Genomic DNA, 16491 nt, shown 5'->3' with positions numbered 1-16491 from the left:
CGTCACCCGGCCTGAACGGGCTTGAGCGTCTCCGCGCCGCGGGCGAGCTTCTCGACCCGTACGGCGGCCGCCTTGAACTCGGCCGTGCCCGCGATCGGGCAGGTGGCCTCGATGGTCAGCGCGTTGGTGTCGACCTCGTCCGGGAAGTGGAACGTCATGAACACCAGCCCCGGCCGCAGGGCGGGGTCGATGTGGACGGGCGCGAGGACCGAGCCGCGGCGGGAGGTGATGCGCACCTCCTCGCCCGCGACGAGCCCCAGCCGGTCGGCGTCCTCGGGACACAGCTCGATGGTCTCGCCGCGGCGCAGCGGCGAGGCGAACCCGGAGGACTGCACCCCCGTGTTGTACGAGTCGAGCCGGCGGCCGGTGGTGAGGCGCAGCGGATACTCCTCGTCGAGCAGGTCCACCGGCGGCGAGTGCGGGATGACCGCGAACGGGGCCGGCATGCCGCGCCGGACCGGGTCGTCGTCCCAGAGGCGCCCGTGCAGGAAGGGCGGTTCGAGGGTGTCCTCCGACGGGCACGGCCACTGGATGCCCTGCAACTCCGTCAGCCGCCGGTAGCTCATCCCGGTGTGCGCGGGCGACAGGGCGCGCAGCTCGTTCCAGACCTCCTCGGCGCCGTCGTAGTGCCAGTCGTGGCCCAGCCGGCGGGCCAGCTCGCAGAGGATCTCGATGTCGTCGCGGGCCTCGCCCGGCGGGGTCACCGCCCGGCGCACCCGCTGGACCCGGCGCTCGCTGTTGGTGAACGTGCCCTCCGCCTCGCACCAGGCGGCGCTGGCGGGCAGCACCACGTCGGCCATCTGGGCGGTCTTGGTGAGGAAGATGTCCTGGACGACGAGGTGGTCGAGCATCGACAGCCGCTTGACGCAGGCGAGGGAGTCGGCCTCCGACTGGACGGGGTTCTCGCCGATCAGGTAGCAGGTGGTGACCTCGCCCTCGGCCATGCCGTCGAGCATCTGGGTGAGGTTGCGGCCGTAGCGCGGCTGGATCGGGCTCTGCCAGGCCCGCTCGAAGCGTTCGCGGATGCCGGGGTCGAGGAGGTCCTGGAAGCCGGGCAGCCGGTTGGGGATGGCGCCCATGTCGCCGCCGCCCTGCACGTTGTTCTGGCCGCGTAACGGGGACAGGCCGGAGCCGTAGCGGCCGACGTGGCCGGTGAGCAGGGCCAGGTTGATCAGCGCCCGGACGTTGTCGGTGGCGTTGTGGTGCTCGGTGATGCCGAGCGTCCAGACCAGCTGCGCGCGGTCGGCGCGGGCGTAGGCGTGGGCCAGTTCGCGGATCGCCTCGGCGGGGACGCCCGTCACCTGCTCGGCGGCGGTCAGGGTCCACGGCTCGACCGAGGCCCGGAACTCCTCGAAGCCGGTCGTGGCCCGCTCGATGAACGCCTGGTTGTGCAGCCCGGCGTGGATGATCTCCCGGGCGACCGCGTGGGCCAGCGGGATGTCGGTGCCGACGTTCAGCCCGAGCCAGCGGTCGGCCCACTGGGCCGTGCCGGTCCGGCGGGGGTCGACCGCGAACATCCGGGCGCCGTTGCGGATGCCCTTCAACACGTGGTGGAAGAAGATCGGATGGGCGTTGCGCGCCGCCGAGCCCCACATGAGGATCACGTCGGTGTCCTCCACCTCCTGGTAGGAGGAGGTGCCACCACCACTGCCGAACACCGCCGACAGACCGGCCACGCTCGGGGCGTGGCAGGTGCGGTTGCAGGAGTCGACGTTGTTGGTGCCGATCACCACGCGGGTGAACTTCTGGCCTATGTAGTTCATCTCGTTGGTGGAGCGGGCACACGACAGCATCGCGAAGCAGTCGGGACCGTGCTCGGCGACGTTGCGGCGAAAGCCCTCGGCGGCGCGCTCCAGCGCCTCGTCCCAGGTGGCTCTGCGCAACTCGCCGTTCTCGCGCACCAGTGGATGGGTCAGGCGGTCATAGCTCATGAGCCCTCCATTCTGTATACAGACTACGGTATGTGTATCTATCCGGTACGGACAAGGTTCTCGTTGAGCAGGTCGCTCACCGCGTGGATGGCGCGCAGGGTGGGCACCTCCGCGCCCGTCAGATCCGCCAGCTCGACCACCGCCGCGAGCAGCACGTCGAGCTCCATCGGTTTGCCCTTCTCCAGGTCCTGGAGCGTGGACGTGCGGTGCTCGCCCGCCTTCTCGGCGCCGCGCAGGCGGCGTTCGATCGAGATGCCGGGGTCGCAGCCGACGTTGCGGGCCACCTCGACGGTCTCCCGCATCATCGCCCTGACCAGCTCCCTGGCGCCGTGGTGACGGCAGATGCCGGCCATGGTGGCCCTGGACAGCGCGCTGATCGGGTTGAACGCGATGTTGCCCATGAGCTTGATCCAGATGTCCCGGCGCAGGTCGGGCTCGACCGGGCACTTCAGGCCGCCCGCCACGGCGGCGTCGCTGAACTCCGCGCACCGCCCGGTCGGCGTGCCGGTCGGCTCGCCGATCGAGAAGCGGGTGCCCTCCAGGTGCCGGATCACGCCCGGCTCCTTGATCTCGGTGGCGGCGTACACGACGCAGCCGATCGCCCGGTCCAGCGGGAGCGCGGCGGTGACCGCGCCTCCCGGGTCCACGCTCTCGATGCGATAGCCCTCGTAGGGGCCCTTCAGGCCGTGGAAGTACCACCACGGGATGCCGTTCTGCGCGGCGATGATGCTCGTGGCCTCGTGCAGCAACGGTTCGATCATGGGGCCGGCGGAGGCGTAGCCGTTCGCCTTGAGGCCCAGGAAGACGTGGTCCACCGGCCCGACCTCGCGCGGGTCGTCGGTGGCATGGGGGTGGGCGGTGAAGTCGCCCCTGGGGCTGAGGACCCGCACGCCGGACGTGCGGATCGCCTCCAGGTGCGGGCCTCTCGCGATGAGGGACACCTCGACTCCCGCCCTGTGCAGGGCGGCTCCCACGTACGCGCCGATGGCGCCGGCGCCAAGAACAGCGACCTTCACGCTCCGCTCCGTTCTCGCGTCGTATTGTGCATTCGGTATACAGTATGGAAAAATGCCGGTCAAGGAGCCGCCCATGACTGTCGCCGGACCCGGACCCCACCTGCGCCCCGGACCACCCTCACCCGGCCGGATCGCGGCCGCCGCCGCGCGGCCGGGGGAGGCGGCCGAGGCGGTCGAGGTGCCGCTGCCCGAGGCGCGGGGGTGCCGGCTGGCCGGGCCGCTGCGCGCGCTGGTCGCCGTGCCGGGCGCCGACGTGGCGGCCATGGACGGCTACGCGGTCGCCGGGGCGCCGCCGTGGCGGATCGTCGGCCGGGTCCTCGCCGGGGGCAGGCCCCACGACGCTCCGTTACGGGCGGGGGAGGCGGTGGAGATCGCCACCGGCGCCCCGGTCCCCGGCGGCACCCGCCGTGCCGCCCGTCGCCGTCGCGGAGGCCGGGGCGTCGCCGGGGTGCGGCGAGGTGGTGGTGGTGTGCGGGGCGTCGTCGCGCGGGCCGGCCGATCACCTGCGGGCGGTGCTCGCGGACCTCGGGGCGGAGACGCTGGTGGACGGGGTGGCCGTGCGCCCCGGGCACCCGCAGCTGCTGGCCCGGCTGCCGGGCGGGCCGCTGGTGGCAGGGCTGCCCGGCAACCCCTACGCCGCGCTCGGCGCGGCGCTCACGCTGCTGGTGCCCGTGCTGGACCGGCTGACCGGTACGGAGCGCGGGCGCGAGAGCGCCGCCCTGGCCGGACCGGTCAGGGCGCACCAGCACGACACCCGGCTGGTCGCGGTGCGGCGGACGGGCGGGGGAGCGGTGCCGGTCGGGCACGACCGGCCGGGATCGCTCTGGGGCGCCGCGCTGGCGGATGCCCTGGCCGTGGTGCCGCCGGGCTGGGACGGGGAGCGCGTGGAGCTTCTCGACTTGCCCGGAGGTCTAGACAGGCCGTTCGCGAGAGGGTAACCATTGCCTTCATACGGTATGCAGTATGCGGAAGACACTCGCCCGAAAGGTTGGCACGATGTCGGAAACGATCTCCGGTGGTCATCTTGTAGCCAAGGCACTCAAGGCGGAGGGCGTGGACGTGATCTACACGCTCTGCGGCGGCCACATCATCGATATCTACGACGGCTGTGTCGATGAGGGCATCGAGGTCATCGACGTACGCCACGAGCAGGTCGCCGCGCACGCCGCCGACGGCTACGCGCGGATCACCGGCAGGCCCGGCTGCGCGGTCGTCACGGCCGGGCCGGGCACCACCGACGCGGTCACCGGCGTGGCCAACGCGTTTCGCGCCGAGAGCCCGATGCTGCTCATCGGCGGCCAGGGAGCGCTGAGCCAGCACAAGATGGGCTCGCTGCAGGACCTCCCGCACGTCGACATGATGAGCCCGATCACCAAGTTCGCGGCGACGGTGCCGAGCACCGAACGCGTGGCCGACCTGGTCTCGATGGCCTTCCGCGAGTGCTACCACGGGGCGCCCGGGCCGTCCTTCCTGGAGATCCCGCGCGACGTGCTGGACGCGAAGGTCCCGGTGGAGCGGGCGCGCATCCCCAAGCAGGGCCACTACCGCGCCTCGACCCGCCAGCAGGGCGACCCCGAGGCGATCGAACGGCTGGCCGACCTGCTGGCGCACGCGGAGAAGCCGTGCGTCCTGCTCGGCAACCAGGTCTGGACCTGCCGCGCGACCGACGCCGCGATCGAGTTCGTGCGGGCCCTGAACGTCCCGGCCTACATGAACGGCTCGGGCCGCGGCACGCTGCCCCCGGGCGACCCGCACCACTTCCAGCTGTCCAGGCGGCATGCCTTCACCGAGGCCGACCTGATCATCATCGTCGGCACGCCGTTCGACTTCCGGATGGGCTACGGCAAGCGGCTGTCGCCCACCGCCACGGTGGTCCAGATCGACCTCGACTACCGTACCGTCGGCAAGAACCGGGACATCGACCTGGGGATCGTCGGCGACGCCGGCCTCATCCTGGCGGCGGCGGCCCAGGCGGCGAGCGGCCGGATCGACGGTGCGGCGGCCCGGCGCAAGGAGTGGATCGACGAGCTGCGCGCGGTCGAGGCCAGGGCCTACGAGAAGCGGCTGCCGCGCCAGCTGTCCGACTCCTCCCCGATCGACCCCTACCGCCTCGTGCACGAGATCAACGAGTTCCTCACCGAGGACACGATCTACATCGGCGACGGCGGCGACATCGTCACCTTCTCCGGCCAGGTCGTGCAGCCCAAGTCGCCCGGCCACTGGATGGACCCCGGACCGCTCGGCACCCTGGGCGTCGGCATGGCCTTCGCGATGGCCGCCAAGCAGGCCCGGCCGGACAAGGAGGTGCTCTGCCTGTTCGGCGACGGCGCCTTCAGCCTCACCGGCTGGGACTTCGAGACCATGGTCCGCTTCAACCTGCCGTTCATCGGCGTCATCGGCAACAACTCCTCGATGAACCAGATCAGGTACGGCCAGGCCGCCAAGTACGGCCAGGAGCGCGCCCGCGTCGGCAACACCCTCGGCGACATCCGCTACGGCGAGTTCGCCAAGCTCCTCGGCGGCCACGGCGAGGAGGTGCGCGACCCGGCCGAGATCGCCCCGGCGCTCCAGCGGGCCCGCGAGTCGGGCAGGCCCTCGCTCATCAACGTGTGGGTCGATCCCGAGGTGTACGCCCCGGGGACCATGAACCAGACCATGTACAAGTAGGGAGAGGCGGCTGTGAAGGCTCTCGAAGGTGTTCGCGTCCTCGACATGACCCATGTCCAGTCGGGCCCGTCCTGCACCCAGATGCTCGCCTGGCTCGGCGCCGACGTGGTCAAGCTGGAGGCCCCGGCGGGCGACATCACCCGCCAGCAGCTGCGTGACGTCCCCGACGTCGACAGCCTCTACTTCACGATGCTCAACTGCAACAAGCGCAGCATCACCCTGAACATGAAGAGCGAGCGGGGCAAGGAGATCTTCACCGAGCTGGTGAAGGAGTCCGACGTCCTGGTGGAGAATTTCGGCCCCGGCGCGGTCGACCGCATGGGCTTTCCCTGGGAGCGGCTCCAGGAGCTCAACCCGCGCCTCGTCTACGCCTCGATCAAGGGCTTCGGCACCGGCCGCTACGCGAGATTCAAGGCGTACGAGGTGATCGCGCAGGCGATGGGCGGCTCGATGTCGACCACCGGCTTCGAGGACGGCCCGCCGCTGGCCACCGGCGCGCAGATCGGCGACTCGGGCACTGGCATCCACGCGGTCGCCGGCATCCTGGCCGCGCTCTACCAGCGCGAGCGGAGCGGCCGGGGACAGCGGGTGCAGGTCGCGATGCAGCACGCGGTGCTCAACCTGTGCCGGGTCAAGCTGCGCGACCAGCAGCGGCTCGCGCACGGCCCGCTGCGTGAATACCCGAACCGGACGTTCGGCGACGAGGTGCCGCGCTCGGGCAACGCCAGCGGCGGCGGCCAGCCCGGCTGGGCGGTGCGCTGCGCGCCGGGCGGGCCCAACGACTACATCTACGTGATCGTCCAGCCCGTCGGCTGGCAGCCGCTGTCGGCCATCATCGGCCGCCCCGAGCTGGCCGGGGACCCCGAGTGGGCCACCCCGGAGGCCCGGCTGACCAAGCTGGACAAGATGTTCCAGCTCATCGAGGAGTGGACGATCCGCCACGACAAGTGGACCGTCCTCGACCGGCTCAACGCCGCGAACGTCCCGTGCGGGCCGATCCTGTCGACCAAGGAGCTGGTCGAGGACGAGAGCCTGCGCGAGGAGGGCATCGTCGTCGCGGTCGAGCATCCGGAGCGCGGCGAGTTCGTGACCGTCGGCAGCCCGCTGCAGCTGTCGGACTCGCCGGTCGAGGTGACCACGCCGCCGCTGCTCGGCCAGCACAACCAGGAGATCTACGGAGCCCTCGGCGTCAGCGCCGCGGAGCTGTCCGAGCTCAAGACGAACGGAGTCATCTGACATGGACGCGGTCCGCGAGGTCCTGGAGAAGGCGAGGGCCGAGGGGCGTACGGCCCTGACCGCCCCCGAGGGGCGCGTGCTCTGCCAGGCGTACGGCATAGCGACCCCCGGTGAGGGGCTGGCCACGTCGGCTGAGGAGGCGGCCCGGATCGCCGGGGAGATCGGCTTCCCGGTGGTGCTGAAGATCGTGTCGCCGGACATCCTGCACAAGACCGACGCCGGCGGCGTGCTGGTCGGCCTGAAGACGGCCGAGGAGGTCGCCGCCGGCCACGAGACGATCATCGCCAACGCCCGCGCCCACGACCCCGACGCCCGGATCGAGGGCGTCCAGGTGCAGCAACTCGTCGGCGGCGGGCACGAGGTGATCGTCGGCGCGGTCACCGACCCCACCTTCGGCAAGGTCGTCGCGTTCGGCCTGGGCGGGGTGCTGGTCGAGGTGCTCAAGGACGTGACGTTCCGGCTGGCCCCGCTCACGGGCGACGAGGCGCTCGGCATGCTGGACGACATCAGGGCCGCGGAGGTGCTGCGCGGCGTGCGCGGCGCCGAGCCCGCGAACCGGGAGGCGCTCGCCGGGCTGATCGAGAACGTCGGCCGGCTGGTGGCCGACTTCCCCGAGATCGCCGAGATCGACCTCAATCCGGTCTTCGCGAGCGCCGGCGGAGCCGTCGCCGCCGACGTGCGCGTCATCGTCGGCGAGCCAGAGCCGGAGCGCGAGCGCCCCTCGCGCGAGGAGATCCTGGCCAAGATGAACCGGATCTTCAAGCCGCGTTCCGTCGCCGTGATCGGCGCCTCCGCCGAGGAGGGCAAGATCGGCAACTCGGTCATGCGCAACCTGATCAACGGCGGCTACCAGGGCCGGATCTTCCCGATCAACCCGAAGGCGCCCGAGATCATGGGGCTGCCCGCCTACCGGAGCGTGTCCGACGTGCCCTACGACGTGGACGTGGCGGTCTTCGCCATCCCCGCCAAGTTCGTCGCCTCGGCGCTGGAGGAGGTCGGGCGCAAGGGCGTGGCCGGCGCGATCATGATCCCGTCGGGGTTCGCCGAGACCGGCAACGTCGAGGGCCAGCGGCAGATCGTGGAGATCGCCCGCCGGCACGGCGTGCGCATGCTCGGCCCCAACATCTACGGCTACTACTACACGCCGGAGAACCTCTGCGCGACGTTCTGCACGCCGTACGACGTCAAGGGCGGCGTCGCGCTGACCTCGCAGAGCGGCGGCATCGGGATGGCCATCCTGGGCTTCAGCCGCACCACCAAGATGGGCGTCTCGGCGATCGTCGGCGTCGGCAACAAGGCCGACGTGGACGAGGACGACCTGCTGACCTTCTTCGAGCAGGACGACAACACCCGCGCCGTGGCCATGCACCTGGAGGACCTCAAGGACGGCCGCGGCTTCGTCGAGGCGGCCCGCCGGGTGGTCAAGGAGAAGCCGGTCATCGTGCTGAAGGCGGGGCGCACCGCGATGGGCGCGCGCGCCGCCGGCTCGCACACCGGCGCCCTGGCCGGTGACGACAAGGTCTACGACGACATCCTCAAGCAGGCCGGCGTGGTGCGGGCGCCCGGCCTGAACGACATGCTCGAGTACGCCCGCGCGCTGCCGCTGCTGCCCGCCCCCCAGGGCGAGAACGTGGTCATCATCACCGGGGCCGGCGGCTCGGGCGTGCTGCTCTCCGACGCCTGCGTCGACGCCGGGCTGACGCTCATGGAGATCCCGCCCGATCTGGACGAGGCGTTCCGCGCGTACATCCCGCCCTTCGGCGCGGCCGGCAACCCGATCGACATCACCGGCGGCGAGCCGCCGTCGACCTACGCCAACACGGTCCGCCTGGGCCTGTCGGACGAGCGGATCCACGCGCTTGTCCTCGGCTACTGGCACACGATCGTGACCCCGCCCATGGTCTTCGCGGAGCTGGTCTCCCGCGTGGTGGCCGAGGAGCGGGCCAAGGGCAACACCAAGCCGGTCGTGGCCTCGCTGGCCGGGGACACCGAGGTGGAGGAGGCCTGCGAGTACCTGTTCGAGCATGGTGTGGTCGCCTATCCGTACACGACGGAGAAGCCCGTAGCGGTCCTCGGTGCGAAGTACCGCTGGGCCAGAGCCGCCGGACTGCTGCGCTAGAGCCAAGGGCACAGTTCGGGCGAGGGGGCGCATCGGGGCGCAGAAGAACCAACAACCCCCCAGGAGGTCCTTTAGTGGACACATCAAAGCCACCGGTGGCGGCGTCGCCACCGGTGGAGGACGAACGAGTGTGGAAAGCGGGCCGGCTTGAGCCGATGCCCATCAGGAAGCTCCCTGACGCGCCTCCCTCGGTGCACATCCTCGGGCCCACCGTCTTCCTCGTGGCCCTGGGCGTCGGGATGGGCGAATCGTACATGTGGCCCCGGCTGGTGCTGCTGTTCGGCCCGGAGATCCGGTGGCTGTTCCTGATCGGCGTGACGCTGCAGGCCGTGGTCATGCTGGAGATGGCCCGCTACGCCATGGCGACGGGCGAGAGCATCTTCTCCGGGGCGGCCCGCGTGTTCAAGCCGCTGATGTGGTTCTTCTTCATCGTCGCGATCGCCGTCTACATCTGGCCGGGTCACTTATCGGCCGGGGCGGCGGCGTTCGAGGAGATCACCGGCGTCCCCTGGGTGGCCACCGCGGTCGTCGGGCTCATCCTGGTCGGCATGATCTTCAGCCTGACCAAGGTGATCTACAGCGTGCTGGAGAAGGTCCTGTCACTGCTCATCGGCGTCCTGGTGATCAGCACCTCGGTGGTCGCCTCCCTCGTCGGCTCCTGGAGCGACGTGGTCTCCACGATCACCGGCATGTTCGCCTTCGGCTACCTGCCGCCCGAGGCGATGTCGGCGGCCTGGTTCCCGGTCATCGTCGGCGCGTGCGCCTTCGCCGGGCCCTCGGGCATGCAGCAGATGTGGTACACCCTCCACCTGCGTGACTCGGGCGCCGGCATGGGCGTGCACATCCCGCGCATCCGGGGCCTGCGGCACGCCGGCGAAGAGGAGGCCATGCCGTCGCGCGGCTTCATGTTCGACACCGAGGACCCGGCCGAGATGGCCAAGTGGAAGGGGTGGCGGCGCTGGGTCACCTTCGACGCGCTGCTGCTGTTCTGGGGCATCACCATGCTGGTCACGATCTCCTTCACGGTGATCGCCCAGGCCGCGGTGCGGCAGAACCCCGCCGTCCGCACGGCCGTCCAGGGCGACGACCGCGAGGTGGCGCTCGGCGCCATGTCGGACGCCGTCTCCTCGGTCGGCAGCTCGGTGCTCGGCATGATCTTCCTCGGGTTCATCGCGCTGATCGGGCTGAACGCGACGCTGGGATTGTTCGACTCCTTCTCGCGCGGCCAGGCCGACATGACGTACAACTTCGTCAAGGGCGCCAAGAAGCTGCGCATGTCCCACCTGTACGCGGGCTTCCTGTGGGGGGTGATCATCTTCGGCATCCTGATCCTGCTGTTCGGCCCGGCCGACGGGCCCAGCGGGATCCTGGACACGCTGGCGTTCCTGTCGACCTTCGCGATGGGCGCCTACTGCGTGACGCTGCTGCTGGTCAACAACCGCATGCTGCCCAAACCGATCAGGCCGAGGTGGTGGACGAACGTGATCATCGGATTTGGCGCGTTCTTCTACCTCGGCATGCTGTTCTACAGCCTGTTCGCCTTCGGCGTGGTCGTGGGCTGATGATCGGACGGCACAGCCTCGAACTCGCCCTGCCAGGGGCGTCGATCGGAGCCGTCGCCGGTGCCATGGCCGGTGGGCTGACCCTCCTCGCGGGGCAGTCCGCCGGCCTGGCCGCGCTCTCGGCGCTGGCGCTCGCCGCACCCCTCGCCCTGTTCGGGGGACTGTACGGCGTGCTGCTGGGCCGGGGCGTGTTCCGGCCGGGGACCTTCGGGCCGGCGGGCCTCTACTGGATGGCGGCCTACCCGCTGTCCCGGTTGTTCCAGGAGAGCGTGGCCGGGGTCGGCCTGGCCGACGGCGTGCTGCCCTTCCTGGGGTTCCAGGCCATGGTCAGCCTGGGCTTCGCGATCGGCTTCATCTGGCTGCATGAGCGGCTCATGCCGCACTGGCTGCTCCACCGCGCGGGGGACAACCCGCACGCCGCGGAGCTGCTCGACCACTACGTCCGGCACGCCCAGATCCTGAGCCGGAGGAAGGGAGCGCGGCGGTGAACCTGCCCGCCTGGGTGTGGCCGGCCACGATCGGCGGCTTCTGCGTGGTGCTGGCATTCGACTTCTACCTGGTCGCCCGCAACCCGCGTGCGCCGTCGTTCAAGGAGTGCGTCGCCTGGGTGTCGTTCTACGTGGGCCTGGCGGTGCTGTTCGGCATCGGCCTGCTCGTGCTGTCGGGCCCGGCGCACGGCGGGGAGTTCTTCGCCGGCTGGATCACCGAATACTCGCTCAGCGTGGACAACCTCTTCGTGTTCCTGCTGATCATGAGCAGGTTCCGGGTGCCGTACGAGTATCGGCAGAAGGTGCTGCTCGTCGGCATCGTCCTGGCGCTGCTCATGCGGGGCGTGTTCATCGCGGCGGGCGCGGAGGCGGTGTCGCGCTTCGACTGGCTCTTCTACGTCTTCGGCGCATTCCTCGTCTACACGGCGTGGAAACTGATCGGCCACGAGGAGGAGGAGGCGGAGTTCTCGGAGAACGTCGCGCTGCGCGCCATCCGGCGGGTGCTGCCGACCACCGACACCTACCACGGCGCCCGCCTGACGGTGCACCACGGCCGGCGGATGGTCACCCCCATGCTCATCGTGATGGTCGCGATCGGCACCACCGACCTGTTGTTCGCGCTGGACTCGATCCCGGCCATCTTCGGCCTGACGAAGGAGCCCTACCTGGTCTTCACCGCCAACGCCTTCGCCCTGATGGGGCTGCGGCAGCTGTTCTTCCTCGTGGGCGGCCTGCTCGACCGGCTGGTCTACCTGAGCAAGGGGCTGTCGGTGCTGCTCGCCTTCATCGGCGTCAAGCTGGTGCTGGAGGCGCTGCACCACGACGGCGTCTCGTGGGCGCCGCGGATCCCGATCCTGGTGTCTCTCGGGGTCATCCTCGGCACCCTCGCCGTGACCACGGTGCTGAGCCTGCTGAAGTCGGCCCGCGACGCCAGGAGCGCCGCGGCGGCGGAGAAGGCCGAGGTGTCGGAGCCGGTGGAGGGCTGACCGCCGTGGGCGGGGGCGCCGGCTCCTGCCCACGGCTCAGCTCCGCGGCGTCTCGCGGACCTCCTGGTCCACGGCCCATCGGCGCAGATGGCTCTCCGCGTCGTCCGCGGAGTAGTGCTTGCGCAGCGCGATGCTCAGGCCGAGGCCGATCGCCCGGCCGTCGGCCGGTTGGCCCAGGGGATCACTTAGAAGAAAGCGGACAAACGCCTTCATCGACTCATCACCTCCATGTGAAGCTCATCCTCTACCCCGGGTGTTACCGGGCAAGCGACCGCTTGTGAACGTCTCGTCAATTCGCCGACGACGTGCGCGTGCGGCGGCGGCGTACCCGCTTGGGCGCCGGCTCGATCGGCTCGCCGGCCCGCTGCTCGCGGTAGGAGGCGCGGGTGCTCTCGGTGTGCTCGCGCATGATCTCGGCGGCCCGCCGCTCGTCGCCCGCCTCGATGGCGTCGATCAGGGCCGCGTGCTCGCGCCAGGACGTCATGCCACGCTGGCGTGCCACGGGCGTGTGGTACCAGCGCACCCGGCGGGCCACCTGGGCGGCCAGCTCGGCCAGCACCTTGTTGCCGGACAGCGCGGTGACCAGCGCGTGCAGGTCGGAGTTGATCGCCACGGCGGCGTCGGTGTCGTCCGACTCGACCGCCTGGATGCCGCGCGAGCACAGCTCGCGCAGCCGCCGGACGCCCTCCTCGCTCGCGTGTTGCGCGGCGAGGCGGGCGGACTCGGTCTCCAGCAGCGCGCGCACGGCGAGCAACTGGTCGGCCTCCTCCACGGTCGGGACGTGCACGAACGCGCCCTGACCGGGATGCAGGTCGACCCAGCCTTCACCGCTGAGCTGCTGCAACGCCTCGCGCACCGGCTGACGGGACACCCCGAGCAGCTGGGCCAGCTCACTCTCGACCAGGTGCTGGCCGGGCTTGAGCTGGCTGGAGACGATGAGCTCCTGGATGGCCTCGATCACGCTCTCCCGGAGCGTGGCGGGACGGGGGATCTTGGCGCCCGCCTGGTCCGACAGCAGCATCATCTCTGGCTCCCAGAATGTTCTTCCGTTTTTCGTCGACTGCCTACAGCATACCGTGGGGTCTGGTGATCTCGCTGGTGAGCCTGGTCACACGGGGATCGTCGCCGGCAGTCCGGGCGCGCGGAGCCGCAGGCCGGCCGCCGCGGTCAGCCCCGCGACGGCCGCCGCCGCCAGCAGTGCCCCGCCCGGCGCGGTGAGGGCGATCGCGGCCAGGGCGACGCCGCCGATCCCCGCCACCGCCTTCGCGCTGTAGACGACCGCGTGGATCTGCCCGGTACGCTCCGCGCCGAAGTAGTCGCGGACCAGGCTGGCCACCAGCGGGTAGAAGGCGCCGCCCGCCGCGCCCGCCGTGACGGCCCCCAGCCACAGGGGCGCGGTGACGACGGCCGCGCCCGGCGAGGCGGACCACCCGGCGGCGAGCAGGACCTGGCCGGCCGCGAGCAGGGTGAGGACGCCGGTCAGCACCCGCCTGCGCCCGAACGCCTCCGAGCAGCGCATGGCCAGCGCCCGGCCGGCGCCGTTCAGCGCCACGAGGACGGCGAGCGGGCCCCAGGCGCCGGTGCCCGCCACGACGATCACATCGAAGATCGACACCGCCCCCGCGCAGACGAGGACCCCGGCCAGGGTGGGCAGCGCGCCCGTCCGGAGCGCCTGGGGCAGCGAGAACTCCCGTAGCGGCCCCGGGGTCCGGCGCAGGATCGCCGCGTCCAGCGCGTGCGACCTCGGGTCGACGGTGTCCGGCCACCAGCGCTCCGGCGCCAGGCGCAGGAACCGGGCCGCGGCGGCGATGGCCGTCCACGCCAGGACCGCCGCGGTGAGGAAGGCCGCCGGCAGGGCGTCCGGGACCAGGCTCACCCACACGATCAGGGGCAGCGCGCCGTAGCCGAAGGCGCCGGTCAGCAGGCCGACCCGGGTCGCCGGCCGTTCGGGATGCCAGGAGGAGACGACCTCGCCGCACACGCCGTAGACCAGCCCGGCGCCCAGCCCGCCGAGCACGGCGTAGCCGAGCAGGACGGCGGAGAGGGGGGCGGAGCCGGCCGTGAGGGCGAGCGTGAGCAGGCCGAGCCCGCTCAGCGCGGCGCCCGCGCCGAGGGCGGCCCGCACGCCGAGCCGCCGGCGCCGGACCAGGCGCAGGGCCGGGAGCGCGCCCGCGGCCTGGCAGACGATCCACACCGCGAGCGGGACCAGGGCGGCGCCGTCGCGGGTGAGCAGGGCCGCGTAGCCGTACTGGAGGGGGCCGATCGCCACCATGGCGGCCCAGGCGAGCCAGAACATCCGAGCCCGGTCGGAGGGGACCGGTCCGACGAGGTAGGAGCGCCCGCGCCAGTCCCTGACCGCTGCAGTGTTTTCCATACTGTATGGAATATCCCGCTCCGCGGGCTCCTGTCGAGGGTCTGGACGAGGGATATTCCATACGGTATACCGTCTACAAAGGAGGCTCTAATGGACCTGTACGAACACCAGGCGAAGGAGCTCTTCCAGCGTCACGGCATCGAGGTGCCGGCCGGCGGGGTCGCCACCACACCCTCCGAGGCGCGCGAGATCGCCGCCCGCCTGGGCGCCCCCGTCGTGGTCAAAGCGCAGGTGCGGATCGGCGGCCGGGGCAAGGCGGGCGGGATCAGGGCCGCGCCCGGCCCGGCCGCCGCCGAGCAGGAGGCCGGCCGCGTCCTCGGGATGGACATCAGGGGCCACCGCGCGCACGCCGTCCTCGTCGAGGCCGCCACCGCCCCCGCCGCGGAGTACTACGCGGCCTACCTGGTCGACCGGGCCGAGGGCGCCTTCCTGGCCATCGTCTCCCGGCACGGCGGGATGGACATCGAGGAGGTGGCCGCGACCAGCCCCGACGCCGTGGCGCGGGTGCCGGTCGACCCGCTCACCGGCGTCGACGCCGCCACCGCGCGGCTGCTGGCCGAGCGGGCCGGCCTGCCGGAGGAGGCGGCCGGGACACTCGAACGGCTCTGGCGCGTCATGGTCGAGGAGGACGCCCTGCTGGTCGAGGTCAACCCGCTGATCCGCACCGCCGAGGGGCGGATCGTGGCCCTCGACGGCAAGGTGACCCTCGACGGCAACGCCGCCTTCCGGCACGACCATCCGGCGCCGCCCCCATCCGCCGGGCTGGAGGACCGCGCGCGGGCCAAGGGCCTCAACTACGTCAAGCTGGACGGCCGGGTCGGCGTCGTCGGCAACGGCGCGGGCCTGGTCATGAGCACGCTCGACGTGGTCGCCGGCGCCGGAGCCGCCCCGGCCAACTTCCTCGACATCGGCGGCGGCGCCTCCGCCCAGGTCATGGCCGACGGGCTGGAGATCATCCTGTCCGACCCCGACGTGCGCTCCGTGCTGGTCAACGTCTTCGGCGGCATCACCTCCTGCGACGCCGTCGCCACCGGCATCGTCAGCGCGCTCGACCTGCTCGGCGAGCGCGGCCTGGCCCGGCCCATCGTCGTACGCCTGGACGGCAACAACGCCGAGGCGGGGCGGCGCATCCTCGGCGAGGCCGCGCACCCGGCGGTCCGCCAGGTCCCCACCATGGACGGCGCCGCCGAGCTGGCGGCCGGACTCGCGGCAGGTGCGTGATGGCGATCTTCCTGACCAAGGACAGCCGGGTGCTCGTCCAGGGCATGACCGGCGCGGAGGGCACCCGGCACACCGCCCGGATGCTCGCCGCCGGCACCGACGTCGTCGCCGGGGTCACCCCGGGCAAGGGCGGGCGCACGGCCGACTTCGGCGAGCGCGCGGTGCCCGTCTTCGGCTCGGTCGCGGACGCCGTCGCCGCCACCGGGGCCGACGTCAGCGTCGTCTTCGTCCCTCCCCGCTTCACCCTGGCCGCCGTCGAGGAGGCCGTCGCGGCGCCGATCCCGCTCTGCGTCGTCATCACCGAGGGCGTCCCGGTGCACGACGCCGTCCGGCTGCGCGCCCTGGCCGCCGGACGGACCAGGATCATCGGGCCCAACTGCCCCGGCCTGATCAGCCCCGGCCAGTCCTCCGCCGGGATCATCCCCGCCGACATCACCTCCTCCGGGCGGATCGGCCTGGTCTCCAAGTCCGGCACGCTCACCTACCAGCTCATGTACGAACTGCGCGACCTCGGCTGCTCCACCGCCGTCGGCATCGGCGGCGACCCGGTCGTCGGCACCACCCACATCGACTGCCTCCAGGCGTTCCAGGACGACCCGGCGACCGACGCGATCGTCATGATCGGCGAGATCGGCGGCGACGCCGAGGAACGGGCCGCCGCCTACGTCGCCGCGCACGTCACCAAGCCCGTCGTCGCCTACGTCGCGGGCTTCACCGCGCCCGAGGGCCGGACCATGGGCCACGCCGGCGCCATCGTGTCCGGCTCGTCCGGCACCGCCCAGGCCAAGAAGAACGCCCTCGAAGCGGTCGGCGTCCGGGTCGGCCGCACCCCCTCGGAGACGGCCGCGCTGCTGCGTACGGTGCTCGGGAAGACGACGCCTTGAAGCGCTT

Annotated in this window: 14 protein-coding genes and 1 pseudogene; 10 read left to right on the top strand and 5 right to left on the bottom strand. The window is 71.7% G+C overall.

The window, feature by feature from the left end; translation table 11 throughout:
- Positions 1 to 2 precede the first annotated feature (2 nt).
- Together IEY82_RS06630 and IEY82_RS06625 are read right to left on the bottom strand one after the other, a co-directional pair.
- Complete coding sequence (locus IEY82_RS06630) at positions 3 to 1931, bottom strand: molybdopterin oxidoreductase family protein (protein ID WP_189123066.1); 1929 nt, start codon at positions 1929 to 1931, stop codon at positions 3 to 5.
- 38 nt (positions 1932 to 1969) lie between these two features.
- Positions 1970 to 2947, bottom strand: a complete 978-nt coding sequence (locus tag IEY82_RS06625) for a 2-dehydropantoate 2-reductase (protein ID WP_189123065.1) — start codon at positions 2945 to 2947, stop codon at positions 1970 to 1972.
- On the opposite strand from IEY82_RS06625, the pseudogene IEY82_RS40115 reads away from it, so the two are divergent.
- The 8 genes and pseudogenes from IEY82_RS40115 to IEY82_RS06590 form a co-directional block, all read left to right on the top strand.
- Positions 2862 to 3290, top strand: a pseudogene (locus IEY82_RS40115) (hypothetical protein); the annotation flags it as partial. The gene IEY82_RS06625 and the pseudogene IEY82_RS40115 sit on opposite strands and share 86 nt — an antisense overlap.
- 64 nt (positions 3291 to 3354) lie before the next feature.
- Positions 3355 to 3885 carry a molybdopterin-binding protein gene (locus IEY82_RS40110; protein ID WP_308015911.1) on the top strand — a complete coding sequence of 177 codons (531 nt, stop codon included), beginning with the start codon at positions 3355 to 3357 and terminating at the stop codon, positions 3883 to 3885.
- Positions 3886 to 3943: 58 nt separating this feature from the next.
- Positions 3944 to 5614, top strand: coding sequence for a thiamine pyrophosphate-binding protein (locus IEY82_RS06615; protein ID WP_189123064.1), 1671 nt, complete (start codon positions 3944 to 3946; stop codon positions 5612 to 5614).
- A 12-nt stretch (positions 5615 to 5626) separates the two neighbouring features.
- A complete protein-coding gene (gene frc, locus IEY82_RS06610; protein WP_189123063.1) occupies positions 5627 to 6850 on the top strand; it encodes a formyl-CoA transferase in 1224 nt (407 codons plus the stop codon).
- 1 nt (position 6851) lies between these two features.
- Positions 6852 to 8969 carry an acetate--CoA ligase family protein gene (locus tag IEY82_RS06605; protein WP_189123062.1) on the top strand — a complete coding sequence of 706 codons (2118 nt, stop codon included), beginning with the start codon at positions 6852 to 6854 and terminating at the stop codon, positions 8967 to 8969.
- A 155-nt stretch (positions 8970 to 9124) separates the two neighbouring features.
- Positions 9125 to 10531 (top strand): Nramp family divalent metal transporter, encoded by a 1407-nt coding sequence (locus IEY82_RS06600; protein ID WP_189123061.1) that lies wholly within the window; start codon positions 9125 to 9127, stop codon positions 10529 to 10531.
- A complete protein-coding gene (locus tag IEY82_RS06595) occupies positions 10531 to 11019 on the top strand; it encodes a hypothetical protein (protein ID WP_189123060.1) in 489 nt (162 codons plus the stop codon). The genes IEY82_RS06600 and IEY82_RS06595 overlap by 1 nt, the downstream gene beginning before the upstream one ends.
- Positions 11016 to 12005 carry a TerC family protein gene (locus tag IEY82_RS06590; RefSeq protein ID WP_189123059.1) on the top strand — a complete coding sequence of 330 codons (990 nt, stop codon included), beginning with the start codon at positions 11016 to 11018 and terminating at the stop codon, positions 12003 to 12005. Before IEY82_RS06595 ends, IEY82_RS06590 begins: the two co-directional genes overlap by 4 nt.
- A 36-nt stretch (positions 12006 to 12041) precedes the next feature.
- Here IEY82_RS06590 and IEY82_RS06585 read toward each other — a convergent pair whose 3' ends face one another.
- The 3 genes from IEY82_RS06585 to IEY82_RS06575 all read right to left on the bottom strand — a co-directional run bounded on the left by IEY82_RS06585 (position 12042) and on the right by IEY82_RS06575 (position 14379).
- Positions 12042 to 12218 carry a hypothetical protein gene (locus IEY82_RS06585; RefSeq protein WP_189123058.1) on the bottom strand — a complete coding sequence of 59 codons (177 nt, stop codon included), beginning with the start codon at positions 12216 to 12218 and terminating at the stop codon, positions 12042 to 12044.
- A 76-nt stretch (positions 12219 to 12294) separates the two neighbouring features.
- Positions 12295 to 13026: a GntR family transcriptional regulator gene (locus IEY82_RS06580; protein WP_189123146.1), complete on the bottom strand. Its 732-nt coding sequence runs from the start codon at positions 13024 to 13026 to the stop codon at positions 12295 to 12297.
- An 87-nt stretch (positions 13027 to 13113) separates the two neighbouring features.
- The gene (locus tag IEY82_RS06575) at positions 13114 to 14379 is read right to left on the bottom strand and encodes an MFS transporter (RefSeq protein ID WP_189123057.1); all 1266 of its coding nucleotides are present in this window, start codon (positions 14377 to 14379) and stop codon (positions 13114 to 13116) included.
- A gap of 90 nt (positions 14380 to 14469) precedes the next feature.
- Here IEY82_RS06575 and sucC point away from each other — a divergent pair, with 90 nt between their 5' ends.
- Positions 14470 to 15600: an ADP-forming succinate--CoA ligase subunit beta gene (gene sucC, locus IEY82_RS06570; RefSeq protein WP_189123056.1), complete on the top strand. Its 1131-nt coding sequence runs from the start codon at positions 14470 to 14472 to the stop codon at positions 15598 to 15600.
- Positions 15600 to 16484: a succinate--CoA ligase subunit alpha gene (gene sucD / locus IEY82_RS06565; protein ID WP_189123055.1), complete on the top strand. Its 885-nt coding sequence runs from the start codon at positions 15600 to 15602 to the stop codon at positions 16482 to 16484. The genes sucC and sucD overlap by 1 nt, the downstream gene beginning before the upstream one ends.
- The last annotated feature ends 7 nt before the right edge of the window (positions 16485 to 16491 follow it).

It is taken from the genome of Nonomuraea cavernae (assembly GCF_014646355.1).
GTDB classification, from domain to species: domain Bacteria; phylum Actinomycetota; class Actinomycetes; order Streptosporangiales; family Streptosporangiaceae; genus Nonomuraea; species Nonomuraea cavernae.
Note: the sequence above shows the minus strand (reverse complement) of the source record. Positions and strands in the feature narration are given on the sequence as shown.